General features: G+C 42.0%; 28 protein-coding genes. All 28 read left to right on the forward strand.

Annotation, left to right across the window (positions count from 1 at the left end; all coding sequences use genetic code 11):
• Window positions 1–21: 21 nt before the first annotated feature.
• The 28 genes from NSQ70_RS07725 to dprA all read left to right on the forward strand — a co-directional run bounded on the left by NSQ70_RS07725 (window position 22) and on the right by dprA (window position 26,882).
• Window positions 22–384 (forward strand): Asp23/Gls24 family envelope stress response protein, encoded by a 363-nt coding sequence (locus tag NSQ70_RS07725; RefSeq protein WP_008344871.1) that lies wholly within the window; start codon window positions 22–24, stop codon window positions 382–384.
• A 15-nt stretch (window positions 385–399) separates the two neighbouring features.
• Complete coding sequence (locus NSQ70_RS07730) at window positions 400–2,073, forward strand: DAK2 domain-containing protein (protein WP_024720341.1); 1,674 nt, start codon at window positions 400–402, stop codon at window positions 2,071–2,073.
• 149 nt (window positions 2,074–2,222) lie between these two features.
• Window positions 2,223–2,885, forward strand: a complete 663-nt coding sequence (sdaAB, locus tag NSQ70_RS07735) for an L-serine ammonia-lyase, iron-sulfur-dependent subunit beta (protein ID WP_017367229.1) — start codon at window positions 2,223–2,225, stop codon at window positions 2,883–2,885.
• Window positions 2,886–2,905: 20 nt separating this feature from the next.
• Complete coding sequence (gene sdaAA / locus NSQ70_RS07740; protein WP_024720342.1) at window positions 2,906–3,808, forward strand: L-serine ammonia-lyase, iron-sulfur-dependent, subunit alpha; 903 nt, start codon at window positions 2,906–2,908, stop codon at window positions 3,806–3,808.
• Window positions 3,786–5,834 (forward strand): ATP-dependent DNA helicase RecG, encoded by a 2,049-nt coding sequence (gene recG / locus NSQ70_RS07745; RefSeq protein WP_024720343.1) that lies wholly within the window; start codon window positions 3,786–3,788, stop codon window positions 5,832–5,834. Before sdaAA ends, recG begins: the two co-directional genes overlap by 23 nt.
• Window positions 5,835–5,946: 112 nt before the next feature.
• Window positions 5,947–6,513, forward strand: coding sequence for a transcription factor FapR (gene fapR, locus NSQ70_RS07750; protein WP_017359102.1), 567 nt, complete (start codon window positions 5,947–5,949; stop codon window positions 6,511–6,513).
• A gap of 15 nt (window positions 6,514–6,528) precedes the next feature.
• Window positions 6,529–7,527 carry a phosphate acyltransferase PlsX gene (gene plsX, locus NSQ70_RS07755; RefSeq protein WP_017359101.1) on the forward strand — a complete coding sequence of 333 codons (999 nt, stop codon included), beginning with the start codon at window positions 6,529–6,531 and terminating at the stop codon, window positions 7,525–7,527.
• A 15-nt stretch (window positions 7,528–7,542) separates the two neighbouring features.
• Complete coding sequence (gene fabD, locus NSQ70_RS07760; RefSeq protein ID WP_046343522.1) at window positions 7,543–8,487, forward strand: ACP S-malonyltransferase; 945 nt, start codon at window positions 7,543–7,545, stop codon at window positions 8,485–8,487.
• Window positions 8,487–9,230 (forward strand): 3-oxoacyl-[acyl-carrier-protein] reductase, encoded by a 744-nt coding sequence (fabG, locus tag NSQ70_RS07765; RefSeq protein ID WP_008344855.1) that lies wholly within the window; start codon window positions 8,487–8,489, stop codon window positions 9,228–9,230. The genes fabD and fabG overlap by 1 nt, the downstream gene beginning before the upstream one ends.
• 81 nt (window positions 9,231–9,311) lie before the next feature.
• Window positions 9,312–9,545, forward strand: coding sequence for an acyl carrier protein (acpP, locus tag NSQ70_RS07770; protein WP_003212028.1), 234 nt, complete (start codon window positions 9,312–9,314; stop codon window positions 9,543–9,545).
• Window positions 9,546–9,729: 184 nt separating this feature from the next.
• A complete protein-coding gene (gene rnc / locus NSQ70_RS07775) occupies window positions 9,730–10,473 on the forward strand; it encodes a ribonuclease III (RefSeq protein ID WP_017367233.1) in 744 nt (247 codons plus the stop codon).
• A 105-nt stretch (window positions 10,474–10,578) separates the two neighbouring features.
• A complete protein-coding gene (smc, locus tag NSQ70_RS07780; RefSeq protein WP_203144320.1) occupies window positions 10,579–14,139 on the forward strand; it encodes a chromosome segregation protein SMC in 3,561 nt (1,186 codons plus the stop codon).
• A gap of 21 nt (window positions 14,140–14,160) precedes the next feature.
• Window positions 14,161–15,147 carry a signal recognition particle-docking protein FtsY gene (gene ftsY, locus NSQ70_RS07785; protein WP_017359097.1) on the forward strand — a complete coding sequence of 329 codons (987 nt, stop codon included), beginning with the start codon at window positions 14,161–14,163 and terminating at the stop codon, window positions 15,145–15,147.
• A 141-nt stretch (window positions 15,148–15,288) separates the two neighbouring features.
• Window positions 15,289–15,621 carry a putative DNA-binding protein gene (locus NSQ70_RS07790; RefSeq protein WP_008344844.1) on the forward strand — a complete coding sequence of 111 codons (333 nt, stop codon included), beginning with the start codon at window positions 15,289–15,291 and terminating at the stop codon, window positions 15,619–15,621.
• 13 nt (window positions 15,622–15,634) lie between these two features.
• Window positions 15,635–16,978 (forward strand): signal recognition particle protein, encoded by a 1,344-nt coding sequence (ffh, locus tag NSQ70_RS07795; RefSeq protein ID WP_008344842.1) that lies wholly within the window; start codon window positions 15,635–15,637, stop codon window positions 16,976–16,978.
• A 105-nt stretch (window positions 16,979–17,083) separates the two neighbouring features.
• Window positions 17,084–17,356: a 30S ribosomal protein S16 gene (gene rpsP / locus NSQ70_RS07800; protein WP_008344841.1), complete on the forward strand. Its 273-nt coding sequence runs from the start codon at window positions 17,084–17,086 to the stop codon at window positions 17,354–17,356.
• Entirely contained in the window at window positions 17,356–17,601 is a 246-nt protein-coding gene (locus NSQ70_RS07805) for a KH domain-containing protein (RefSeq protein WP_012009937.1), read from the forward strand. Before rpsP ends, NSQ70_RS07805 begins: the two co-directional genes overlap by 1 nt.
• Before the next feature lie 103 nt (window positions 17,602–17,704).
• Window positions 17,705–18,091: a YlqD family protein gene (locus NSQ70_RS07810; RefSeq protein WP_008344839.1), complete on the forward strand. Its 387-nt coding sequence runs from the start codon at window positions 17,705–17,707 to the stop codon at window positions 18,089–18,091.
• 8 nt (window positions 18,092–18,099) lie between these two features.
• Window positions 18,100–18,624, forward strand: a complete 525-nt coding sequence (gene rimM / locus NSQ70_RS07815; RefSeq protein WP_008344836.1) for a ribosome maturation factor RimM — start codon at window positions 18,100–18,102, stop codon at window positions 18,622–18,624.
• Window positions 18,621–19,355, forward strand: a complete 735-nt coding sequence (trmD, locus tag NSQ70_RS07820; protein ID WP_007499635.1) for a tRNA (guanosine(37)-N1)-methyltransferase TrmD — start codon at window positions 18,621–18,623, stop codon at window positions 19,353–19,355. Before rimM ends, trmD begins: the two co-directional genes overlap by 4 nt.
• A gap of 137 nt (window positions 19,356–19,492) precedes the next feature.
• The gene (gene rplS / locus NSQ70_RS07825; RefSeq protein WP_008344834.1) at window positions 19,493–19,840 is read left to right on the forward strand and encodes a 50S ribosomal protein L19; all 348 of its coding nucleotides are present in this window, start codon (window positions 19,493–19,495) and stop codon (window positions 19,838–19,840) included.
• 90 nt (window positions 19,841–19,930) lie between these two features.
• Complete coding sequence (gene ylqF, locus NSQ70_RS07830; protein ID WP_007499632.1) at window positions 19,931–20,779, forward strand: ribosome biogenesis GTPase YlqF; 849 nt, start codon at window positions 19,931–19,933, stop codon at window positions 20,777–20,779.
• A gap of 76 nt (window positions 20,780–20,855) precedes the next feature.
• Window positions 20,856–21,620, forward strand: a complete 765-nt coding sequence (locus tag NSQ70_RS07835; RefSeq protein ID WP_342502535.1) for a ribonuclease HII — start codon at window positions 20,856–20,858, stop codon at window positions 21,618–21,620.
• Between the two features lie 28 nt (window positions 21,621–21,648).
• On the forward strand, window positions 21,649–23,382 hold the full coding sequence (locus tag NSQ70_RS07840) for a glycosyltransferase (protein ID WP_342502536.1): 1,734 nt from the start codon (window positions 21,649–21,651) through the stop codon (window positions 23,380–23,382).
• Window positions 23,379–23,654 carry a FlhB-like flagellar biosynthesis protein gene (locus NSQ70_RS07845; protein ID WP_008344827.1) on the forward strand — a complete coding sequence of 92 codons (276 nt, stop codon included), beginning with the start codon at window positions 23,379–23,381 and terminating at the stop codon, window positions 23,652–23,654. Before NSQ70_RS07840 ends, NSQ70_RS07845 begins: the two co-directional genes overlap by 4 nt.
• 176 nt (window positions 23,655–23,830) lie before the next feature.
• Window positions 23,831–24,991 (forward strand): ADP-forming succinate--CoA ligase subunit beta, encoded by a 1,161-nt coding sequence (gene sucC / locus NSQ70_RS07850; RefSeq protein WP_008344824.1) that lies wholly within the window; start codon window positions 23,831–23,833, stop codon window positions 24,989–24,991.
• A gap of 22 nt (window positions 24,992–25,013) precedes the next feature.
• Window positions 25,014–25,916, forward strand: a complete 903-nt coding sequence (gene sucD / locus NSQ70_RS07855; protein WP_072367269.1) for a succinate--CoA ligase subunit alpha — start codon at window positions 25,014–25,016, stop codon at window positions 25,914–25,916.
• 63 nt (window positions 25,917–25,979) lie between these two features.
• A complete protein-coding gene (gene dprA, locus NSQ70_RS07860) occupies window positions 25,980–26,882 on the forward strand; it encodes a DNA-processing protein DprA (RefSeq protein ID WP_041507310.1) in 903 nt (300 codons plus the stop codon).
• The last annotated feature ends 32 nt before the right edge of the window (window positions 26,883–26,914 follow it).

The raw sequence follows: 26,914 nt of genomic DNA on the forward strand, positions 1-26,914 counted from the left end.
TCTCAAAAAGGGGGAACCAATGTGTCCATTGAACTTAGAACGAAATACGGACAAATTGATATATCAAATGAAGTCATTGCAATGGTGGCAGGAGGCGCTGCGATCGATTGCTATGGTATTGTTGGCATGGCGTCCAAAAATCAAATAAAGGACGGCTTGACGGATATTCTCCGCAAAGAGAACTTCAGCCGGGGTGTTCTTGTGCGTCAAAAAGAAGATCGCATTCATATTGATATGTACATCATCGTCAGCTACGGTACAAAAATATCAGAAGTCGCACATAATGTTCAAACGAAAGTCAAATATACGATTCATCACACGATTGGACTTTCAGTTGACTCAGTCAACATTTATGTACAAGGAGTAAAAGTTACGAACCCGTAGTAAGGAGGAAATATATTGTCTATTAGAAATCTGGGTGGCCGCTCATTTGCAAAAATGATTCTTGCAGGTGCTCACCATCTTTCTCAAAACGCACAAATTGTTGATGCGTTAAATGTTTTTCCAGTGCCAGACGGAGACACGGGGACAAATATGAATTTGTCAATGACTTCAGGGGCAAAAGCAGTTGAAGAAACAAATACCGATCACATTGGTAAGGTCGGGGTGGCTCTGTCGAAAGGGCTGTTAATGGGGGCAAGAGGAAACTCAGGTGTGATCCTGTCTCAGCTCTTCAGAGGTTTCAGCAAAAATATAGAACAAAAAGAAACAATTGACGCAAAAGAATTTGCGCTTGCCTTGCAGGCTGGTGTTGATACAGCATATAAAGCCGTCATGAAACCGATTGAAGGAACCATCTTAACGGTTGCAAAAGACGCAGCAAAGAAAGCGGTTGCTGTTTCAGCAACAGAAGACCAAATCGATCGTGTGCTTGAATTAACGATTGAGGAAGCAAGAGCATCACTAGACCGCACACCAGATCTCCTTCCTGTTTTAAAAGAAGTCGGCGTTGTAGATAGCGGCGGTAAAGGACTTCTTTGTGTATATGAAGGTTTCCTTGCTTCATTAAGAGGAGAAGAGCTTCCTCCTAAAACGGCCTCTTTGCCAACATTAAAAGAATTAGTGAGTGCAGAGCATCATAAAAGTGCACAAAGCCATATGAACACAGAAGATATTGAATTTGGCTATTGTACAGAATTTATGGTGAAATTCGAAGAAGACAAACAGTCCTTTGACGAAAATGCCTTCAGAGAAGAATTAAGCGAATTCGGAGATTCACTTCTTGTGGTATCTGATGATACGCTTGCAAAAGTTCATATTCATGCAGAGCAGCCAGGAGATGTCTTATCATATGCACAGCGCTACGGCAGCTTAATTAATATGAAAATTGAAAACATGAGAGAGCAGCATAGCTCGATCGTCAATGAAGAAAAAGATCACTCGCCTGCTGCACCAAAAGCAACAGCTGCTGAAAAACAGCGTTTTGGAGTAGTGAGTGTCGCAATGGGAGAAGGGATTGCTGACTTGTTTAAAAGTATCGGAGCATCCGTCGTCATTGAAGGCGGACAGACAATGAATCCGAGCACAGAAGACATTGTCAAAGCAATTGATAGCATTCATGCCGAAACCGTCTTTATCTTACCTAATAATTCTAATATTGTCATGGCAGCTAAACAGGCGGCAACTGTCTCAAGTCGTGAGGTCGTTGTTATTCCGACAAAGACCGTTCCTCAAGGAATGTCGGCACTTCTTTCTCTAAATGAAACAGCTTCAAATGAAGACAATGAAGCAGCGATGTTAGAAGCGATTGATCATGTGAAAAGCGGCCAAATTACCTTTGCAGTGAGAGATACTCAAATTGATGGGATCGACATTGCCAAAGGCGATTATATGGGCCTATACAATGGAAAAATCACCTTAACAGCTAAAAATCAATTAGATGCAGCAAAAGAGCTTTTGACCCAAATGGTGACAGAAGATGATGAGATTGTCACAATCATCAAAGGGGAAGATGCATCATCTGATGAGATGGAAGCTTTAGAAGCATATATTGAAGAAACATTTGAAGATGTAGAAGTTGAAGTCCACGATGGAAAACAGCCGCTTTATTCATATATTTTGGCTGTTGAATAAAGAAAGAAGGGCACATGAAGCCCTTCTTCTTCTTTTGCATTTTTTTACTATGTGTTCATTCGTCAAATGAGTTGCGGGAATCGAATGAATCCATTAGTCTAAAGGGAGTAACAAACCAATCTGTGATTGGTGATGAGAGGGGAAGACCTATGAAATTTAGAAGTGTGTTTGATATTATTGGACCCGTCATGATTGGTCCATCAAGTTCGCACACGGCGGGTGCGGCTCGTATTGGAAGAGTGGCTCGCAGCTTGTTCGGAAGAGAACCGAAACGAATTACTGTTTCGTTTTATGGCTCTTTTAAAGATACGTATAAAGGACACGGGACAGATGTAGCCATTATCGGCGGTGTTCTTGACTTTGATACATTTGATGAACGAATTAAAACAGCGATCGATATTGCAAAAAGCAAAGAAATCGACATTGAGTTTAAAGAAGAAGATGCGGTGCCAGCGCATCCGAATACAGCAAAAGTAGAAATTTCAGATGCGAATGGAAGCCTTGAATTAATCGGGATTTCCATTGGCGGAGGTAAAATTGAAATCACAGAATTAAATGGCTTTGAACTGAGACTCTCAGGGAATCACCCGGCCATTCTTGTGGTTCATAACGACCGTTACGGGACGATTGCAGCAGTTGCCAATGTGTTAGCGAAATTCGCCATCAACATTGGTCATATGGAAGTGGCACGTAAAGAGGTCGGGCAAGAAGCACTCATGACGATTGAAGTGGATCAGAATATTGATCCAGCGGTTTTAACAGAGCTTGAGACGCTGCCAAACATTATTCAAGTCACACAAATTGCAGAGTAACAACAAGGAGGTTATGTATGATGTTTAAAAACGTCAAAGAACTCGTGCAGCTAACAGAAGAACGGAATACCTCCATTTCAGAAATTATGATTACTCAAGAAATGGAAGTGACAGGGAAGTCACGTGAAGACATTTTCTCGCAGATGTACCGCAACCTAGAAGTGATGGAACAGGCCGTTGAAAACGGACTGAAAGGTGTGAAATCATTATCTGGTTTAACAGGCGGGGATGCGGTGAAACTTCAAGCATATATCGCATCAGGCAAAACATTGTCTGGTCATACCATTTTAGATGCTGTCAGTAAGGCAGTGGCAACAAATGAAGTGAACGCAGCAATGGGAACGATCTGTGCAACGCCTACAGCTGGCTCAGCAGGTGTTGTGCCAGGAACGCTCTTTGCGGTGAAAGAAACATTAAAGCCAACAAAGGAACAAATGGTCAGATTCCTATTTACATCTGGTGCATTTGGTTTTGTTGTCGCCAATAACGCAAGTATCTCTGGTGCAGCAGGCGGCTGTCAGGCAGAAGTAGGATCTGCATCAGGTATGGCAGCAGCAGCCATTGTAGAAATGGCAGGCGGTACGCCGCAGCAATCCGCTGAAGCCATGGCCATCACCCTAAAAAATATGCTAGGTCTTGTTTGCGATCCAGTCGCAGGACTTGTGGAAGTGCCATGTGTGAAACGAAACGCAATGGGCGCTTCTAATGCGATGATTGCAGCAGATATGGCACTTGCCGGCATTACAAGCCGCATCCCTTGTGATGAAGTCATTGATGCGATGTACAAAATTGGTCAAACGATGCCAACCGCTCTTCGTGAGACTGCACAAGGCGGACTTGCTGCAACACCGACAGCTAGGGAGCTTGAAAAGAAGATTTTCGGAGGTGTGACCTCATCTCGTGATACAGAAATTGCAAGATAAGATCTCTGCCTTGAAAGGGATTGGAGAAGAAACAGAAAAAACACTAAATGAACTTGGAATCTACACAGTAGCCGATTTACTCGGCTACTTCCCTTATCGATATGACGACTATGAGCTTCGCAACTTAGAAGAAGTCAGGCATGACGAACGTGTCACAGTTGAAGGAAAAGTGCACAGTGAGCCCGTTCTCACCTATTATGGAAAAAAACGAAGCAGGCTGACATTCAGGCTGCTTGTCGGTCGTTTTTTGATTACAGCCATATGCTTCAATCGCCCTTATTTAAAACGAAGTCTTGTTTTAGGCGATACGGTATCCGTCACAGGGAAGTGGGATAAAAACCGGCAATCCATGATGGTTCAGGAATTTAAAAAAGGAACACACGAACAAGATGGCAGTATAGAACCTGTTTATTCAGTCAAAGAAAATGTAACCGTGAAGATGATGAGACGATTTGTAAAACAAGCGTTGTCACTCTATGTAGATCATGCAGAAGATCCACTGCCAAAGCAGCTTGTAGCTGCTTATAAACTCATGTCTTATCAAGAAGCACTAAAAACCATTCATCTCCCTGAAACGAGAGACTCGCTCAAGCAAGCAAGACGACGCTTCGTGTACGAGGAATTTCTCATCTTTCAACTGAAGATGCAGGCGATCAGAAAAAAAGAACGAGAAAAAACATCAGGCATCCAGCATCCGTTCTCAAAAGAGGCGGTCTTTGAGTTTGTTCATAGCCTGCCGTTCCCACTGACAAAAGCACAATCAAGAGTGCTGGATGAAATTATGTCAGATATGGCATCCCCGTACCGAATGAACCGGCTTCTTCAAGGGGATGTTGGATCGGGGAAAACAGCTGTAGCGGCAATTGCCCTTTATGCCGCTCATTTATCCGGCTTTCAAGGTGCGCTGATGGTGCCAACTGAAATTTTGGCTGAACAGCATGCCGATTCACTGTATCAGCTATTTGAAAAATGGGGGCTAAATATTGCTCTTTTGACGAGTTCAGTGAAAGGAAAGCGCCGCAGAGAACTGCTTGAACGTCTGAAAGAGGGAGATATTGATATTTTAGTCGGCACGCATGCCCTTATCCAGGATGAAGTGGAATTTCAGCAGCTTGGTCTTGTTATTACAGATGAACAGCATAGGTTCGGCGTGGAACAGCGGAAAAAACTGCGAAGCAAAGGGCAGGACCCAGATGTGTTGTTTATGACCGCAACGCCGATTCCAAGAACGCTTGCCATCACAGTATTTGGAGAAATGGACGTCTCTGTCATTGATGAGCTGCCAGCCGGCCGAAAGCAGATTGAAACGTATTGGGTGAAGCATGACATGCTTGAGCGGATTCTTGCTTTTGTTGATAAAGAGCTGAGAAAAGGCAGACAAGCGTATATTATTTGTCCACTTATAGAAGAATCAGACAAACTGGATGTCCAAAATGCGATTGATGTTCACAGCATGCTGACAGAGGCGTATCGCGGAAAATGGTCGATCGGCTTAATGCATGGGAAACTTGCAAGTGATGAAAAAGATCAAGTGATGAGAGATTTCACTTCCAATGAAGTGCAAATCCTTGTGTCAACGACAGTTGTTGAAGTTGGAGTCAACGTGCCAAATGCGACCATCATGGTCATTTATGATGCGGACCGCTTTGGACTGTCACAGCTTCATCAGTTAAGAGGCCGGGTCGGACGCGGAGAGCATCAATCTTTTTGTATTTTAATGGCGGACCCTAAATCAGAGACCGGTAAAGAGCGCATGCGGATCATGTCTGAAACAACGGATGGCTTTGAACTGTCTGAAAAGGACTTAGAACTAAGAGGCCCTGGCGACTTCTTTGGCAAAAAACAAAGCGGAATGCCTGAATTTAAAGTGGCAGACATGGTTCATGACTATAGAGCGCTTGAAACCGCTAGAAAAGATGCGGCAGAGCTCGTGCAGTCTGAAGCCTTTTGGACAGACCCTGAATACAAAGAACTTAGGCAAACACTCGTAGACAGCGGTGTGCTTGGCGGAGATAAATTGAGCTGATCAAGTGCTGGAGGAATTTTCTTGTCTTTTTGAAACAAGGATTGATTTATCATCTATGAGATTATATACTACTATTAGTACCTAGTCATAAATGTACGGATGGTGTCTGCATATGAAACTAAATAAAAAAGAACGACAAAAGCTTCTCCAGCAAACGATCAGCTCGACTCCGTTCATTACTGATGAAGAATTGGCAAGTAAGTTCGGTGTAAGCATTCAAACAGTTCGACTTGACCGTTTGGAGCTGTCAATCCCTGAATTACGCGAACGAATTAAGCACGTGGCCGAAAAGACATTAGAGGATGAAGTGAAGTCTCTTCCGCTGGATGAAGTCATTGGAGAGATGATTGATGTAGAGCTTGATGATCAAGCGATTTCCATTTTTGAAGTAAGAAAAGAGCATGTATTCAGCCGTAACCAAATTGCCAGGGGACATCATCTTTTTGCCCAGGCAAATTCGCTGGCAGTAGCCGTCATCGACGATGAACTGGCTTTGACAGCAAAAGCAAATATTAAGTTTACAAGGCAGGTCAAACAAGGCGAAAGAGTCGTCTCAAAAGCCAAAGTTGCCTCACATGATAAAGAAAAAGGCAGAACCGTAGTTGAAGTAAACAGCTATGTAGGTGAGGAAGTTGTCTTCTCAGGCGATTTCGTCATGTATCGCTCAAAACAAAAGTAAAAGGTGGCACATAACATGAGAATTGCAGTCGATGCAATGGGGGGAGATCATGCCCCTAAAGCCATTATTGACGGTGTGCAAAAAAGCTTAGAAGCATTTTCAGATATCGAGATTACACTAGTCGGCGATGAAAGCAAGATCAAATCATACATAACAAATCATGAACGCATCACGATCTTAGATGCAAAAGAAGTCATTGAACCAACGGATGAACCAGTGCGTGCAGTGAGACGTAAAAAGGATTCTTCTATGGTGAAAATGGCGCAGGAAGTTTCAGAAGGAAGAGCAGATGCCTGTATTTCAGCTGGAAATACTGGGGCACTCATGACAGCAGGCCTGTTTATCGTAGGCAGAATTGATGGCATTGACAGACCAGCACTTGCTCCGACGTTGCCAACACTTGATGGCAGCGGGTTCTTATTATTGGATGTCGGCGCAAACGTTGATGCAAAGCCAGAGCATCTTGTGCAATATGCCATGATGGGATCTATTTACGCAGAGCATGTCTTCCCGAAGAGCAATCCACGGGTTGGACTTTTAAATGTCGGGACAGAAGATAAAAAAGGCAACGATTTAACGAAAAAAACCTTTGAATTATTAAAAGCATCAGATTTGAATTTCGTAGGAAATGTAGAATCGCGTGATTTATTAGAGGGTGTAGCTGATGTCGTTGTCACAGATGGTTTCACGGGGAATATCGCCCTTAAAACGATCGAAGGCACAGCCCTTTCTGTTTTTAAAATGCTGAAAGAAACCTTAACATCCAGCTTCACAGCTAAAATAGCAGCAGGTATGATGAAGCCAAAATTAATGCAGATGAAATCTAAAATGGATTACTCCGAATATGGTGGTGCCGCATTATTTGGTTTAAAAGCACCCGTTATTAAAGCGCATGGTTCCTCTGATGAAAATGCGATTTTTCATGCCATTCGTCAGGCGCGCGACATCGTTAAAAAAGACGTTTCAGCTATCATTCATCAAGAAGTTCAAAAAGAAGACACGAATGAGTCGTAATGGAGGTAGAGCAGCATGAGTAAAATTGCTTTTTTATTCCCAGGCCAAGGCTCTCAAAAAATTGGCATGGGAAAAGATTTATTTGACCAAGAAGCAGCATCTAAAGCTGTGTTTGAAGAAGCAGATCAGACCCTTGGTTTTGATTTATCTTCAATGATTTTTGAAGGAGATGCAGAAGAACTGACGCTGACATATAATGCACAGCCAGCTCTTTTAACGACAAGCATCGCGATCTTAAAGAAATTTGAAGAGAGCGGAATCAAAGCAGATTATGCAGCAGGGCACAGCCTGGGTGAATATACAGCCCTTGTTGCAGCGGGAGCTCTTTCGTTTAAAGATGCCGTTTTCGCAGTGAGAAAGCGCGGCGAATTAATGAATGAAGCCGTTCCAGCAGGAGAAGGCGCAATGGCGGCGATTCTTGGCTTAGACCAAGCAGCGCTTGTAGAAGTGACAAAAGAAGTGACAGAAAGCGGTCATCTTGTAGAACTTGCGAACTTAAACTGTCCGGGCCAAATCGTCATCTCTGGTACAGCAAAAGGTGTGGAACTTGCATCAGAGAAAGCGAAAGAAAAGGGCGCAAAACGCGCAATTCCACTTGAAGTGAGTGGACCTTTCCATTCTGCATTAATGAAACCAGCAGCTGAAAAATTCACAGATGTATTATCTAAATTAGACATTTCTGATGCCGCGACGCCAGTCATTTCAAACGTAACAGCAGACATCGTGACATCACGTAATGAAATTGAAACGAAGCTGATTGAACAATTGTATTCTCCTGTTCGATTTGAAGAAAGTGTAGAACGCCTGATTGACTTAGGTGTGACAACATTTATTGAAATTGGTCCTGGTAAAGTGCTCTCAGGTCTTGTGAAAAAAGTCAATCGCCGCCTGACGACCATTTCCGTATCAGATCAAGAAACAATTGAAGCAGCCATTCAAACACTCAAGGGGGATTCTTGATGCTTACAAATAAAACAGCCGTTGTCACAGGTGCATCTCGCGGTATTGGTCGTTCGATTGCGATCGATTTGGCGAAAAAAGGTGCCAATGTTGTGGTGAACTATTCAGGCAACGAAGCAAAAGCAAATGAAGTCGTAGATGAGATCAAAGCACTTGGCCAGCAGGCTTTTGCTGTCAAAGCGGATGTGTCAAATGCAGAAGAAGTACAGGCATTAATGAAACAAGCCGTTGATACATTTGGTTCAATCGACATTCTTGTGAATAATGCTGGAATTACAAAGGACAACCTGCTCATGAGAATGAAAGAAAATGAATGGGATGATGTCATTAACATAAACTTAAAAGGTGTCTTCAACTGTACAAAAGCTGTGACACGTCAAATGATGAAACAGCGCAGCGGAAGAATCATCAATGTAGCATCTGTTGTCGGCGTTTGCGGAAACCCTGGACAAGCAAACTACGTTGCAGCAAAAGCTGGTGTGATCGGTTTAACGAAAACAACAGCGAAAGAGCTGGCAAGCCGTCATATTACAGTCAATGCCGTAGCACCAGGCTTTATTTCTACTGATATGACTGACAAGCTTGATGAGAATGTTCAAACAGAAATGCTAAAGCAAATCCCGCTCGCACGCTTTGGTGCGCCTGAAGATATAAGCAACGTTGTTGTCTTTTTAGCTTCAGAAGGAGCAGGTTATATTACAGGCCAAACCATCCAAGTGGATGGCGGAATGGTTATGTCCTAAGAAATATCAAAATTTCGTTACGTTTTCTCTAGTTTTTTAAAAACGAATCAACTATAATACTTTGAGGGGAGGTGAAAGGCAATGGCAGACGTATTAGAGCGTGTATCAAAAATTATTGTAGACCGCCTTGGCGTTGATGAGGCTGACGTGAAAATGGAAGCTTCATTTAAAGAAGATTTAGGCGCTGATTCCCTTGATGTAGTTGAGCTAGTTATGGAACTTGAAGATGAGTTCGATATGGAAATTTCTGACGAAGATGCTGAAAAAATTGCAACAGTCGGTGACGCTGTGAACTACATAAATAGCCAGCAATAAGCGTAACAAAGTCCCGTCTATTTTCATGGCGGGACTTTGAAAATTTATGTTAGTTTCAACATATTCAGCTGATCAATTGTCAGCCTTTTTCAGATGCTAAGGAGCACGGTTTCCTTGCATGTAGAAAGAGAGACTCCATATAATCAGTATCCTTAAAGGCGATGACGCCTACCTGGAGGTTGCTATGCCAAAACACTATAAAGACAAACAGAAACAGAGCAAAAAACTAGAGCAATTCAGAGAATTTCAGCAGCGCATTTCTGTACACTTTAAAAATGAAAAACTACTCTATCAAGCCTTTACACATTCCTCTTATGTGAATGAGCATCGGAAAAAACCTTATGAGGATAATGAAAGACTTGAATTTTTAGGGGACGCTGTTTTAGAATTGACGATCTCACAGTTCTTATTTGCAAAGTATCCAGCCATGAGCGAGGGAGATTTAACAAAACTGAGAGCGGCGATCGTATGTGAGCCATCACTTGTGTCATTAGCACATGAGCTGTCCTTCGGAGACCTTGTTCTTTTAGGAAAAGGGGAAGAAATGACAGGCGGCAGAAAGCGTCCGGCACTCTTAGCAGACGTATTTGAGGCGTTTATCGGAGCGCTTTATTTAGATCAAGGACTTGAGCCTGTTGAACGATTCCTTGAAGCCTATGTGTACCCAAAAATTAATGACGGGGCATTCTCACATGTCATGGACTTTAAAAGCCAGCTTCAAGAATTTGTTCAGCGAGATGGAAAAGGTGTACTTGAATACCGAATCCTGCATGAAAAAGGCCCAGCACATAACCGAGAATTTGAAGCCAATGTATCCCTTAGAGGAGAAGTGCTCGGAATTGGGAATGGCCGTTCAAAAAAAGAAGCGGAACAGCATGCTGCACAGGAAGCACTTGCTAAATTACAGAAACATCATATGAACCAATAAAATCCCCCTCGTGATTCAGGGGGATTTCACTCTGTTTTCCATCATCTTTTTTCAGTTCATATGGTAAGATAATAGTACTTTAAATACATAAGGAGGATCACTCTCATGTTCCTCAAACGTTTAGACGTGATAGGATTCAAATCTTTCGCACAGCGGGTGACTGTAGACTTTGTCAAAGGGGTTACAGCTGTTGTTGGACCAAACGGAAGCGGCAAAAGTAATATTACTGATGCGATCCGCTGGGTACTTGGAGAGCAATCAGCAAAAAGCCTCCGCGGAGGAAAAATGGAAGACATCATTTTTGCAGGAAGTGACTCAAGAAAACGAGTCAACTTAGCAGAAGTGACATTAACGCTCGATAACGAAGATCACTTTTTGCCGATCGATTTTCACGAAGTCAGTGTGACAAGAAGAGTCTATCGTTCTGGAGAAAGTGAATTTCTCATTAACAATCAATCTGTCCGCTTAAAGGATATTATTGATCTTTTCATGGATTCAGGTCTTGGAAAAGAAGCTTTTTCGATCATCAGCCAAGGTAAGGTAGAAGAGATTCTATCGAGTAAAGCTGAAGAAAGACGTAGCATCTTTGAAGAAGCAGCTGGTGTCCTGAAATATAAAACAAGAAAGAAAAAAGCCGAGAATAAACTGTTTGAAACGCAGGACAACTTAAACCGGGTAGAAGATATTCTGCATGAACTAGAAGATCAAGTAGAACCACTAAGAATGCAGGCATCTATTGCAAAAGACTATTTGCAAAAGAAAGAAGAACTTGAAAATGTAGAAATTGCTCTCACCGTCCATGATATTGAAGCACTGCACAAAAAATGGACAACACTTGGTGAAGCTGTCGAGCGGTTCAAACAAGATGAAACGAAGCAGTCCACAGACATTCAAGCGAAGGAAGCCAAAATCGAAGAATCGAGAGACCGTATTCAGGCGCTTGACGATTCGATTCATGACCTCCAAGAATTCCTCCTTTTCACAAGTGAAGAACTAGAAAAGCTTGAAGGGAAAAAAGAAGTTCTAAAAGAACGGAAAAAAAATGCGGCCGCTAACCAAGGTCAGCTAGAAGATACGCTCGTGCGTTTAACCGAAAAACAGGCGTTGTTAACGGAAAAGATTGAACAGCAGAAAGTCACACGTGACAGCCTGCAAACAGAAGTGCAGCAGCTAAAAGATGAAGTGAAAACAAAACAGCATCAGCTGTCTCTTCATAGTGAAGATGTGGAAGGGCAAATTGAACAGCTGAAAAGCGATTATTTTGACCTATTAAACGAGCAAGCTTCTATCCGAAACGAACGTAAATTACTAGAAGAACAGCAGCGCCAAGCAGCCTTGCAGCTAGAGCGGTTAACGCAAAATAATCAGAAACATATCGAAGAACGGGTATCTGTGAAGGAAAAGAAAACAGAAGCCGAGAAGCAACTTTCAGAACGAGAAGAAGACATTTTGGCTCAGGTGAAACGCTTTAGAGAAGCGGAACAAAAGCTAGAGCAGATGAAACGTCAATACGAGAAAAAAGAAACGGCACTTTACCAAGCCTATCAATATGTACAGCAGGCAAAATCTAAAAAAGAAATGCTTGAATCCATGCAGGAAGACTTCTCAGGATTTTTCCAAGGAGTGAAAGAGGTTTTAAAGGCAAAGGATCGGTTAGGTGGTATTCACGGGGCGATTGCAGAGCTGATTCAAACAGAGCAGCAACATGAAACAGCGATTGAAATTGCACTTGGCGCAGCCACGCAGCATGTCGTTACTGAAAATGAAGCGGCTGCCAGACAGGCCATTGGATACTTAAAGCAGCATTCCTTTGGGCGTGCGACCTTCCTGCCGATGAACGTCATCAAAGAACGAACCATTCAGTTCAGAGATATTCAAACAGCTGAGCAGCATGACGCATTTATCGGCGTAGCGAGTCAGCTCGTTTCCTTTGACGAAAAGTATGAAAAAGTCATTCGGAATTTGCTTGGAACAGTCCTAATCGTGAAAGACTTAAAAGGTGCCAACGAGCTAGCGAAAATGCTTGGACATCGTTATCGTATCGTGACCCTTGATGGGGACGTCGTCAACCCAGGCGGTTCAATGACTGGGGGAGGCGTAAAGAAAAAGAACAATTCCCTCCTCTCCAGAAACCGAGAGATTGAAACATTAACAAAGCAGCTCGTTGAAATGGAAGAAAAAACAACGATCCTTGAAAAAGAAACAAAAGAAACGAAGCAATCGATTGCCGAAAGCGAAGTCCAATTAAATGAATTGCGTCAGCGCGGCGAAATGCTTCGAGAAAAGCAGCAAGAGTTAAAAGGGACATTATATGAACTGCAAGTAGCTGAAAAAAATATTAACGCTCATCTAGAGCTCTATGATCAAGAAAAAGAAGAGTTGCAGCAGCGCTCTAGCGAACTTGCGAGCAAGGATAAAGAGCAGGCAGCCCTTGAAACATCTATAGGTGAGAAACTGACCTCTCTTGACGAAGAGATCAACACGTTAACAAAACGGAAGCAGACCCAAAGCTCAACGAAAGAAACCATTTCTTCCGAATTAACAGAGCTGAAAATCTCGCTTGCCAAAAAAGAGCAGTCTTTAGCAAATGAACAAGAAAAACTGTCGAGCTTAACGGCTGAATTAGAAGAGGCTGAAAAGACGCTGACGGAAACAAAAGAAGATTTGTCCCTCTTAACAAGTGAAATGTCATCCAGCTCAAGCGGCGCCGAACAACTGGAAGAAGCGGCAAAAGAGAAACTGGAACATAAAAACAAAACGACAGCGCTTATCTCAGAGCGACGCAAACAGCGCCTGGCTCTTTCTGAAACATTAGAATTCGCTGAACGTGAACTGAAGGAGCAAAAACGCCTGTATAAACAGCTCACGACAAGCTTAAAAGATGAAGAAATCAAGCTTGGCCGCATGGAAGTTGAACTTGATAACCTCATCGCCTATTTAAACGAAGAGTATGCCCTTTCGTTTGAAGGAGCAAAAGAAATGTATCATTTGACGCTATCGCCGGATGAAGCAAGAAAACGCGTGAAATTGATCAAACTAGCCATTGAAGAGCTTGGAACAGTGAACTTAGGCAGCATTGACGAGTATGAACGTGTGAATGAACGTTTTCTCTTCTTAACTGAACAGCGCAATGATCTGACAGAAGCGAAAAATACGTTATTCCAAGTCATTGAAGAAATGGATCAGGAGATGACGAAACGTTTCTCTGAGACATTCTCTCAAATCCGCGGGCATTTTGAATCTGTTTTCCAAGCATTATTTGGCGGAGGAAGAGCAGACCTTAAGTTGACAGATCCAAACGATTTACTAAACTCAGGTGTCGATATTGTGGCGCAGCCGCCGGGGAAAAAGCTGCAAAATCTAAGCCTACTTTCAGGCGGAGAAAGAGCATTAACAGCCATCGCTTTATTATTCTCGATCTTAAAAGTGAGACCAGTACCATTCTGTGTGCTAGATGAGGTAGAAGCGGCGCTTGATGAAGCGAATGTGTTCCGCTTTGCTCAGTATTTAAAGAAATACAGCCAAGAAACACAGTTCATTGTGATTACACACCGAAAAGGAACCATGGAAGAAGCAGATGTTCTGTACGGTGTCACGATGCAGGAGTCAGGTGTCTCAAAACTGGTATCTGTCAAACTAGAGGAAACGAAAGAGCTTGTCCAGTAATTAAAGGAGGTTTTTGAACCCATGAGCTTTTTTAAGAAATTAAAAGAAAAATTTACGCAGCAAACCGATTCAGTATCAGAAAAGTTTAAAGATGGACTTGAAAAAACGAGAAATTCATTTCAGGGAAAAGTAAATGAACTCATTTCTCGCTATCGTAAAGTGGATGAAGACTTTTTTGAAGAACTAGAAGAAGTGTTAATCGGTGCGGATGTTGGTTTCACGACTGTGATGGAACTGATTGATGAGCTGAAAAAAGAAGTGAAATTAAGAAACATTCAAGACCCAAGTGAAGTACAAGCAGTCATCTCTGAAAAACTCGTGGAGATTTACAATAGCGGTGAGGAACAAATTTCTGAACTGAACATTGAAGACGGCCGTTTAAACATTATTTTATTCGTAGGCGTGAACGGTGTCGGTAAAACCACAACCATTGGTAAGCTGGCAAACAAGCTAAAAAATGAAGGGAAATCCGTCATTTTAGCAGCAGGTGATACGTTCCGTGCGGGGGCGATTGAGCAGCTTGAAGTATGGGGCGAGCGCTCTGGTGTTCCTGTCGTTAAACAAACAGCAGGCTCTGACCCGGCAGCGGTCATCTATGATGCCGTTCAATCAGCTAAAGCCAAAAAAGCAGATGTCTTGATCTGTGATACAGCAGGCAGACTGCAAAACAAAGTCAACTTGATGAAAGAGCTAGAGAAGGTCAAGAGAGTCATTGAACGCGAAGTGCCCGATGCACCGCACGAAGTACTGCTTGCCCTTGATGCGACAACGGGTCAAAATGCGATGGCGCAAGCGAAGGAATTTTCTAAAGCGACAAACGTGACAGGTATCGCTTTAACAAAGCTTGACGGTACTGCAAAAGGCGGGATTGTTCTTGCCATTCGCAATGAGCTCAACATCCCTGTAAAACTTGTCGGATTAGGTGAAAAAGTAGACGATCTGCAAGAGTTCGATGCTGAATCGTATGTGTACGGATTATTCTCAGACATGATTGATCAAGAAGACTAATCAAAATGCCGGCAAAACTGCCGGCTTTTTTATTTAAATATCGCCGCAGGAAGTGACAAGATAAAAACTTGACACATAGATCAGAACCGTGTAAACTTAGTTGTTGTAAAGGGAATGAACTTAACAAAGGGGAGAGAGCCCATGACGCTTGAAAAGACAACGAGAATGAACTACTTGTTTGATTTCTATCAATCGTTGTTGACCGCAAAACAAAAGAGCTACATGTCGCTTTACTACCTAGACGATTTTTCCCTCGGTGAAATTGCGGATGAATATGAAGTATCAAGACAGGCTGTTTATGATAATATTAAACGGACTGAAGCGATGCTTGAACAATATGAAGAAAAGCTGCTCTTGTTTAAGAAATTTAAAGAGCGTAAAGAACTTCTCACAAAAATGAGAGAGCTTGTAGCAGATTCCGCGCAAAAGGAAGAAGCAGAAGCTTTAATTGAATCGCTTGAGAAATTAGATTAGGAGGCGGCACAGTATGGCATTTGAAGGATTAGCCGACCGACTGCAGCAGACGATTTCAAAAATCCGCGGCAAAGGAAAAGTGTCAGAGCAAGATGTAAAAGAAATGATGCGCGAGGTGCGCCTTGCCCTTCTTGAAGCTGACGTCAATTTTAAAGTAGTCAAAGACTTTGTGAAAAAAGTAAGCGAGCGGGCAGTTGGACAAGAGGTCATGCAAAGTCTTACCCCAGGACAACAGGTCATTAAAGTTGTAAAAGAAGAACTCACTGAATTAATGGGCGGGGAAGAGAGTAAAATCGCTGTAGCGAAAAAGTCTCCAACTGTCATTATGATGGTTGGTCTTCAAGGGGCAGGTAAAACGACCACAACTGGAAAGCTTGCCAACTTACTTCGCAAAAAACATAATCGCAAGCCGATGATGGTGGCCGCTGATATTTACAGACCAGCAGCGATCCAGCAGCTTCAAACGCTTGGGAAACAGCTTGATATGCCCGTATTCTCATTAGGTGATCAAGTTAGTCCTGTCGAAATTGCCAAACAGGCAATTGAAAAAGCGAAAGAAGAACATCATGATTATGTCATTTTAGATACAGCAGGACGTCTTCATATTGATGAAGACTTAATGGATGAACTTCAGAAAGTAAAAGAAGTCGCAAATCCAGAAGAGATTTTCCTCGTTGTTGACTCGATGACTGGTCAAGATGCTGTCAATGTCGCAAAAAGCTTTAATGAACAGCTTGGTTTAACAGGTGTCGTTCTGACAAAACTAGACGGTGATACGCGAGGCGGGGCAGCATTGTCAATTCGTGCAGTCACAAATACGCCGATTAAATTCGCCGCACTAGGTGAAAAGCTTGATGCAATTGAACCATTCCATCCAGAGCGGATGGCATCGAGAATTCTTGGCATGGGAGATGTGCTCACGCTTATTGAAAAAGCACAAGCAAACGTTGACCAAGATAAAGCGAAAGAGCTTGAACAAAAAATGCGGACAATGAGCTTCACGCTCGATGATTTCCTCGAGCAGCTTGGGCAGGTTCGCAACATGGGTCCACTTGATGAACTGATCCAAATGATGCCGGGAGCCGGTAAAATGAAAGGGCTCAAAAACGTCCAAGTAGACGAAAAGCAGCTCAATCACATCGAAGCGATCATTAAATCAATGACGACTGAAGAAAAAGAACAGCCAGAGGTCATCAATGCAAGCCGAAGAAAACGGATTGCAAAAGGAAGCGGAACATCTGTACAGGAAGTCAATCGCCTTTTAAAACAATTTGACGAAATGAAAAAGATGATGAAGCAAATGACCAATATGTCCAAAGGAAAGAAAAAAGGCGGCTTTAAATTACCATTTATGTAATTGGTTATACATGATAAAACCGTTGTTAAGAAAAAACACTTTACAAACCCTTTTATCATTGTTAATATACTATCTTGTTGAAATATTTTCGGAGGTGCTAGTAAAATGGCAGTAAAAATTCGTTTAAAACGTATGGGAGCAAAAAAATCTCCTTTCTATCGTATTGTTGTAGCAGATTCTCGTTCACCACGTGACGGTCGTTTCATCGAAACAGTTGGAACTTACAACCCAGTGGTATCACCAGCTGAGGTGAAAATCAACGAAGAATTAGCGCTTAAATGGCTTCAAAATGGTGCGAAACCATCTGATACAGTTCGTAACCTTTTCTCAAGCCAAGGAATTCTTGAAAAATTTCATAATGCGAAAAACAGCAAATAATGAATGAGCTGTCCTTGGAAGAATTGATTGTGTCCATCGTCGAGCCACTTGTTGATTTCCCTGAAGATATTCACGTATCTTCATTAGAAAAAGATGAGCAGGTCATTTACACACTGTCTGTCAATGCTGAAGATACCGGAAAAGTGATCGGAAAGCAGGGACGTACAGCTAAAGCGATACGAACAGTCATGTTTGCAGCAAGTGCAGAGTCTTCTAAGAAAGTTCAACTTGAGATTGCTGACTAAAAAGGGAGAGGGCTTAGGACCTCCCCTTTTTTTACACGTTTAAATCTATTTTTCGTTATACTGTAGAGGACAAATGCCTTCGGATAGGGGGACAAAAAGGAAGATGCAGATCATTCAACATGTCACCGTCATGCAAGTATTAACTGAAAGCAGTAAGGACAAACTGTTAACGACTTTTTTGGAGAAAAAAGAAAGACTAGAACGTGAGTGCAATCAACTATATTTTCAACTCAAAAAGCATGAAAAAGAACCACATCAGCAAGAAGCCATCCCTCAATTTCAAAAAGCCATTGAAAAAAGACAAGAGAAAATGAGGCAAATTGACTTTCAAGTCGAGCAGCTGCATATCTTGCCTCTTGGCAGTGAAATGAAAGAAACAGAAGTGGATGCGCTGATTGAAGTAAAAATAGGTGATAAATGGGATGACAAAATGCAAGACAATGTCATCGTCGTGAAAGACGGCACCATTGTGGAAATACGTCAGGGGTGATTGAGAACATGGAGCTAGAATGGTTGAATGTCGGAAAGATCGTCAATACACATGGAGTGCGCGGAGAAGTACGTGTTGTGTCAAAGACTGATTTTCCAGAAGAACGCTACAAAAAAGGCAGCGTCCTTTATATTTTCAAACAAAATCAAAAAGAACCGCTAAAAGTGACTGTCGCATCACATAGACAGCACAAACAATTTGATTTACTGACATTTGAAGAAGTCGGTTCATTAAATGAAGCTGAGCAATTAAAAGAGTCGATTTTAAAAGTAGAAAAAGAACATCTTGGTTCATTAGATGAAGGGGAATTCTATTTCCACGAAATCATCGGCTGTGAAGTATATGATGAAGAGGACAAACTGATTGGTCAAATCAAAGAAGTTTTAACGCCAGGGGCAAATGATGTATGGGTGGTTGGAAGAAAAGGCAAAAAAGATGCCCTCATCCCGTATATTCCATCTGTCGTCAAAACAGTTGATATTTCATCCAAGAAAGTACACATTGAAGTGATGGAAGGACTCATTGACGAATGAAAATTGACTTTTTAACACTGTTTCCTGAAATGTTTGAAGGAGTGCTTCACTCATCGATCTTAAAAAAAGCTCAGGAAAAAGATGCGGTCTCATTTGATGTCGTGAATTTTAGGGAGTATTCCGATCATAAACATAAAACAGTGGATGACTATCCGTATGGCGGCGGTGCTGGCATGGTTCTGAAAGCACAGCCTGTATTTGATGCGGTAGAAGATTTAACGAAAAAAGCAAACAAGAAGCCCCGCATTATTCTTGTCTGTCCTCAAGGAGAAAGATATACACAAAAGAAAGCAGAAGAGCTTGCAAAAGAAGAGCATCTTATGTTCATTTGCGGCCACTATGAAGGCTACGATGAGCGCATCAGGGAGCATCTTGTCACAGATGAAATCTCAATCGGAGATTTCGTTCTCACAGGCGGAGAGCTGCCGGCGATGATGATTGCAGACAGTGTGGTCAGGCTTTTGCCTCATGTGCTTGGAAAAGAAGCGTCTCATATCGAAGATTCATTTAGTACAGGTCTGCTTGAGCATCCGCACTATACAAGACCAGCTGATTATAAAGGATTGAAAGTACCAGATGTGCTTCTCTCTGGAAATCATGCCAAAATTGAAGAGTGGCGGCGTAAAGAATCGTTGAAGCGAACCTATACAAGACGGCCAGATTTGATCGATTCTTGCAAAACATTAACGGATGAAGAAAAAAGATGGCTTTGGCAGCTTCATAATGACTAGATTGTATTGCACAAGGTATACAGGTGTGGTATGATACTACTTGTGACTTGGACGGCTTGCCGATTCAAGTTTGAAAACGATGTTCCGCTGCAATGAAGAAAGAGGACATGAGCATCTGTTGGAAGGAGTTGAAAACGATGCAACAATTGATTGAAGAAATCACAAAAGAACAATTACGCACTGATCTTCCTGCGTTCCGTCCTGGTGACACTTTACGTGTACACGTGAAAGTTGTCGAGGGTACTCGTGAGCGTATCCAGATCTTTGAAGGTGTTGTAATTAAGCGTCGTGGTGGTGGAATCAGCGAAACTTTCACAGTTCGTAAGATCTCTTACGGTGTAGGCGTTGAGCGTACATTCCCTGTACACACACCAAAAATCGCTAAGATCGAAGTTGTACGTCACGGTAAGGTACGTCGTGCGAAACTTTACTACCTACGTGAACTTCGCGGTAAAGCGGCTCGTATCAAAGAAATCAGACGATAATGATATCAAAAGAAAGAGCTTGTTACCTGTAACAGGCTCTTTTTTTGTACAATGTATAGAGACAACCGTTAGAAGAGAGAAGGTGCACATATGACAATTCAATGGTTTCCAGGCCATATGGCAAAAGCAAGACGGGAAGTCACAGAAAAATTAAAGCTCATCGACATCGTATTTGAATTAACCGATGCAAGAATTCCGATGTCCTCTAGAAACCCAATGATTGAAGAAATCCTCCAAAATAAACCGAAAATTATGCTTTTGAACAAAGCAGATAAAGCAGATCCTCGTATGACAAAAGAGTGGCAGGCACACTTTGAAGCGCAAGGTGTACGGTCACTTGCCATTAATTCTGTCGATGGACAAGGGTTAAATCAAATCATTACGACATCAAAAGAAATCTTAAAAGAAAAGTTCGATCGAATGAAAGCAAAAGGTGTTAAGCCGCGTGCCATTCGAGCTTTGATTATCGGAATTCCCAATGTCGGCAAATCAACGCTGATCAATCGGTTGGCAAAGAAAAATATTGCGAAAACAGGAGATCGACCTGGTATTACGACGTCACAACAATGGGTGAAGGTCGGAAAAGAACTTGAACTGCTCGATACCCCCGGAATTCTCTGGCCGAAATTTGAAGATGAACAAGTAGGTCTTAGGCTGGCCGTCACTGGAGCGATTAAAGACTCAATCATCAACTTGCAGGATGTCGCAGTGTATGCGCTCCGCTTTTTAGAAGAGCACTATCCAGAGCGGTTAAAAAAACGCTATGATTTAGCAGAAATACCTGAAGATACAGTTGAGCTGTTTGATGCCATTGGCACAAAACGCGGCTGTCTGATGAGTGGAGGATTCATTAATTACGACAAAACGACCGAAATCATTATTCGGGATATTCGAACGGAAAAATTTGGTCCCCTCACTTTTGAGAAGCCTGAAAGCTAAAAGACACGCAGCTCATGCGGGTCTTTATTTTTTGCGAAAAACTGCCGATATAAAGAAGGAGGCTGCGGAAAAGCCAATGTACACGGTCAAACAAATAAAAGAATTAATAGAACAACATGCTGACGACGAGTCATACATTCGTGAACTATTGAAAGACGATACAAGAAAAAGTGTCCATAAGCTGATGGACAAATGGAACAAAGAGAGAGAAAAACAGCAAGAACTGCATGCAGCATGGAAGCAAATGCTGCAATTTGAAACCAAAGCAAGAGCGCAAGGATACAATTGTATCGCAGGCATAGATGAAGCAGGAAGAGGACCACTGGCTGGCCCAGTTGTTGCGGCAGCTGTGATATTAAAAGAAGATACCGTCCTACTCGGTTTAAATGATTCAAAACAGCTATCTGAGAAAAAAAGAATGACCTATTATGAGCTCATTCAAAAGGAAGCACTCGACATCGGCATCGGCATTGTTGATGCGGCAACGATTGACGAAATGAATATATACGAAGCATCAAGACTGGCGATGGTGAAGGCTGTAAAGCAGCTCACTCACACACCTGATTATCTACTCATAGATGCGATGACGCTCCCGCTTCCTACTCAACAGGAGAATATCATCAAAGGAGATGCTAAAAGCGCATCCATCGCAGCTGGTGCATGTATTGCCAAAGTGACAAGGGACAAAATGATGGAAGAGTATGGACGCCAGTACCCTGAGTATCAATTTGAAAAAAATAAAGGGTATGGAACGAAAGAGCACCTGGCTGCCATTCAAACACATGGCGCCACACCTATCCACCGGTTATCATTTGCACCAGTGAAATCTGTTATTTCATAAATATTTTGACAAAAGGAGGCTGCCTGTGATGACAAGAGTTGAAGATATACATACTGCACTGAATAGTCGGCTGAATACGGCAGAATCTGTTCCGCTTAACACGGAAGGAAAGGAAAATATTCACCGGCTCATTCTCGGCAAAGTACTGAAAATGCTTGGTGATGATACAGCACTTGTTCAAATAGGTTCGACCAAAATCAAAGCGCAGCTAGCGGCTCAGCTAAAAGCCGATTCTTTCTACTGGTTCCAATTAGAACAAGAAGGTGGAGGCAGTCTGAGTAAATTAAGACCTGTTCAGCAATTTGACCAAGATCCTAAAACATTAAAGGATGCCGCAGCTAAACTACTAGAAGGTCTGTCGCTTAAAAATGGACTTGAACAAATGTTAACAGCTACAGCCTTTTTAAAAGAAAAACCGGTCATCAACGAAGCAGAGTTAAAAACGGCAGTAAAATGGATTGAACAACTTCAAGGCCCGGATATCAAAAAAGGTCTGCAAGCACTTCTTTTTGCTTTAAAGAAAGATTTGCCGATTCAGCAAGGAGTGCTCCAATCAATATTAGCGATGAAATCCCCCTCTGCACTTCATCAGGATGTGACAGCACTGCTAGATCGATTAACACAGCTTCCGAAGCAAACAGAAGCCACACAGGCTCTTACACAGGCCGTTCGTACGGTTGTAAATGCTGAGACAACTGTTCATGCAGAAAAGCTCTTATCGGTGCTTCTAGGAGCAAAAGAAGGTCAAACGAAGCAAGGAGAAAGCTTGCAGCAGGTGCAGCCTCATGTCAATCCGGCTCAGCAAACAAAGCAGAGCCAGCCCGCCGCTATACAAGGGCGGCAGGTGGATACAGTGAATCAGAACAGCGTGCAGCAATTATTAAGTCCAAAACAGCTCCCGCTTCAGCAAATAGAACGCATTCTGACAAGCATCACAAAGCAAGGCACAGACGGACAGCAGCAGCTTGATGTAAAACAACTCACATCACTGGTTCAAGCAGTCCAGCAGGCAGGGCCACAGGCTGACGCAAAGGCAGCCGTGCTTCAAAAGGAATTTCCGTTTCTTTCAAAAACAGAGACGAACGCATTGGCAAAGGTCATTCAGCAGACTGAACCAGCATTAAGCAATAAAACCGATGTACTCGATTTACTGATGACGATGAAAAAAGCGATAGGTGTACGAGATGAAATTGGGATGCTGAAATTACTGGAAAAGGGCAGCCAAGATGTCAAAAGCCAAGAGCTTCACCAATTAAAGATGGTTTTAAATGATGCAAGGCAAGCTGATGTTCCGGAACCCGTAAAAAAAGAAATGGATCAATTATTCCATAGATTAAATGGGCAGTTACTAGTGCATCAGGAAAACCAAACAGTTAGTCAAATGATGGTTTCTTACCCTCTTTTCTCAAAACATAGTGTTCAAGATTTAACCTTTATTCTAAAAGGGCATAAGAAAAAAGATGGCTCTATTGATATTTCTCAGTGCCGTTTAATGTTTTATTTAAACATGGAGAACTTAGAAGAAACGTTAATAGACTGTACGATTCAGCAAAAAGTGATGTCAATTACAGTCGAGACGGCTCACGAACTTCAAGGGACCATTAATCCAATGATTCCAGCTGTTCGAGAGAATTTAAATGCCCTAGGGTATAGTTTAACGGGGATTACAGCGAAAAAGAGAGAAGAGCCAATTGATCCGTCTGACTTTCTAGATGAACACTTTCATAAAATCAGCGAGAAAGGGCTGGACTTACGAGTATGAAAGATTCAAAACCGCTTAGAAGAGCGGTCGCTCTACACTATGATGAAGAAAAACAAAAAGCGCCAAAAGTCGTTGCAACAGGCAGCGGCTATGTGGCTGATCATATTATTGAAGAAGCTCAAAAAGCTGGCGTCCCTATCCAAGAAGACCGTAATTTAGTAGAACTGATGCGCCACTTAACGCTCGATGAGGAAATCCCAGAAGCGTTATACGATACTGTAGCAGAAATATTTTCATTTATCTATCGGTTGGATCAAAAAATGAAAAAATAAGGTAAAATAAGTGTTTTGACTGAAAAATTTATATTTTTAATAAAATAAAAGTTTGAATGTTTAGAAGGATTTTACGATTTTACATAGAACCCTAGACATTCTCTTTTTTATTCTTTAAAATGAAAGCGCAGTCTATTTTATAATTTTTGTTTCTACATATGTTGGGAGGATGGGAAATGAATATCCATGAGTACCAAGGAAAAGAAATCCTAAGAAAATATGGGGTTTCAGTTCCAAATGGTAAAGTAGCATTTACACCTGATGAAGCAGTGAAAGCATCAGAAGAGCTAGGAAGCTCTGTATATGTCGTAAAAGCACAGATTCATGCAGGCGGCCGTGGTAAAGCAGGTGGGGTAAAAATTGCAAAAACAAAAGATGAAGTGAAAGGGTTTGCAGAGGAATTGCTCGGCAAGACACTTGTCACACATCAAACAGGGCCTGAAGGGCGCGAAATAAAACGCTTACTTATTGAAGAAGGCTGCGATATTCAAAAAGAGTACTATGTAGGACTCGTTTTGGATAGAGCGACATCAAGAATTGTTTTGATGGCTTCTGAAGAAGGCGGTACTGAAATTGAAGAAGTAGCAGAAAAAACGCCAGAAAAAATCGTGAAAGTGGTCATCGACCCAGCGATTGGTCTCCAAGCCTATCAGGCGAGAGAAGTTGCGTTTAAAATTAATATTCCAACAAAATTAGTTGGTCAAGCTGTTAAGTTTATGACAAGCCTTTACAATGCGTTTATTGAAAAGGATTGTTCAATTGCCGAGATAAATCCTCTTGTTGTAACAGGTGATGGAAAAGTCATGGCACTTGACGCAAAATTAAACTTTGATAGCAATGCCTTATATAGACAAAAAGATATATTAGAATACCGTGACCTTGATGAAGAAGATCCAAAAGAGATTGAAGCATCTAAATATGACCTAAGCTACATTTCTCTAGATGGGAATATTGGCTGTATGGTGAATGGAGCAGGCCTTGCGATGTCTACAATGGATATCATCAAGCATTACGGCGGGGACCCTGCAAACTTCCTTGATGTTGGCGGCGGTGCAACTGCTGAAAAAGTAACGGAAGCATTTAAAATCATCTTATCTGATCAAAATGTCAAAGGGATTTTCGTGAACATTTTTGGCGGCATCATGAAATGTGATGTCATCGCAGAAGGTGTTGTTGAAGCGACGAAACAAGTCGGCTTAACATTACCACTCGTTGTACGTCTTGAAGGAACAAACGTTGAATTAGGGAAGAAAATCCTGAGTGATTCAGGCTTAAATATCACTTCTGCTGAGTCTATGGCTGACGGGGCAGAAAAGATTGTATCTTTAGTCAAGTAGAGCAGAAAGGCAGGGAACCTAAATGAGTGTATTTATTAATAAAAATACGAGAGTAATTGTTCAGGGGATTACCGGTTCAACCGCATTATTCCATACAAAACAAATGATTGAGTATGGAACAAATATCGTTGGCGGTGTCACACCTGGAAAAGGTGGAACTGAAGTAGAGGGAGTTCCTGTATTTAATACTGTATCTGAAGCAGTACAGACAACTGGAGCAGATGCTTCTGTTATCTATGTACCAGCTCCATTTGCAGCAGACGCCATTTTAGAGGCTGTTGATGCAGAAGTGGATCTAGTGATTTGTATCACAGAACACATTCCAGTTCTGGATATGGTTAAAGTGAAACGCTATATGGAAGGTAAGAAGACAAGACTTGTTGGACCGAACTGTCCTGGCGTGATTACACCTGAAGAATGTAAAATTGGCATCATGCCTGGCTACATTCATAAAAAAGGTCATGTTGGTGTTGTGTCTCGTTCTGGAACGCTTACATATGAAGCGGTACATCAGCTTTCAGAGGCTGGTGTTGGTCAATCAACAGCTGTAGGAATTGGCGGAGACCCTGTCAATGGCACGAACTTTATTGATGTATTAAAAGCCTTCAATGAAGATCCTGAAACGCATGCTGTGATCATGATTGGTGAAATCGGTGGTACTGCTGAAGAAGAAGCAGCTGAATGGGTAAAAGCAAATATGACCAAGCCGGTTGTTGGCTTTATTGGCGGTAAAACAGCGCCTCCAGGAAAACGTATGGGACATGCTGGTGCCATTATTTCTGGTGGTAAAGGAACTGCTGATGAAAAAGTAAAAACAATGCGTGAATGTGGAATTGAAGTGGCAGAGACACCATCTGTCATGGGAGAAACCTTAATTAAAGTGTTAAAAGAGAAGAATCTCTTCGAAGCTTGTAAAACGCATTAATGACACAAGAAGACTTGTTCTTTGACAAGTCTTCTTCTTTCTATCTTAAACTGGAGGAATGGTATGTACAACGTGTCCGAAAGAATGATTTTTCACCGCTTAAAAGGCCTCATCTCACCCTCTTTGTTAACAAAATGGTGGAAAGTCGATCCTGAGCTATATATAAATGAAGAAACACATCATTTCAAACAGGATCGATCATTACAAAAGATCGACTTTACCCGCTTACAACAAGCTGAAGAAAATGAATTCCCCATTTTTCAACACATCGTTCAAGCCTATTTAAAGCAAAATATTCACATGATTCCCATCACATCACCTTTATATCCCAGCTCACTAAAACACATTTATGATCCTCCCCCAGTATTATTCCTAAAAGGAAACGTTACCTATTTAAATGAAGAAAAAAGTCTAGGTGTAGTAGGTACACGAGTGCCATCCTCTTACGGAGAAGCGTGCGTGAAGAAAATTGTTGGAGAACTTGTAGAGGAGAATTGGATGATTGTGAGTGGTTTAGCAAAAGGAATTGATGGACTTGCACACAAAGAGTGCATAAGAAAAAAAGGAAAAACGATTGGTGTTGTAGCTGGCGGCTTTCAACATGTATATCCAAAAGAACATGTGCAAATGGCTCAATATATGGGAGAACATCATTTACTGTTGTCAGAGCATCCGCCTTATATCAAACCAGAAAAATGGCATTTTCCAATGAGAAACAGATTAATTAGTGCCCTGACAAGAGGAACCATCGTGGTCCAGTGCAAAGAAAAGAGCGGTTCGCTTATTACAGCCTACCAGGCATTAGAGCAAGGAAAAGAAGTGTTTGCTGTTGCAGGATCGATCTTTGATTCTAATTCTATAGGTCCAGCTAGACTGATTCAGCAAGGTGCCAAGCTTGTTCATTCAACGAAGGATATTTTAGAGGAATTCTCCTTGAGTGGTGTTCAATATACTGAACTCCCATAAAAATATCGTTTGACAAAAGACATCGGAATATT

Origin of the sequence: Bacillus sp. FSL R5-0397, assembly GCF_038593395.1 — a bacterium.
GTDB classification, from domain to species: Bacteria; Bacillota; Bacilli; order Bacillales; family Bacillaceae; genus Bacillus; species Bacillus altitudinis.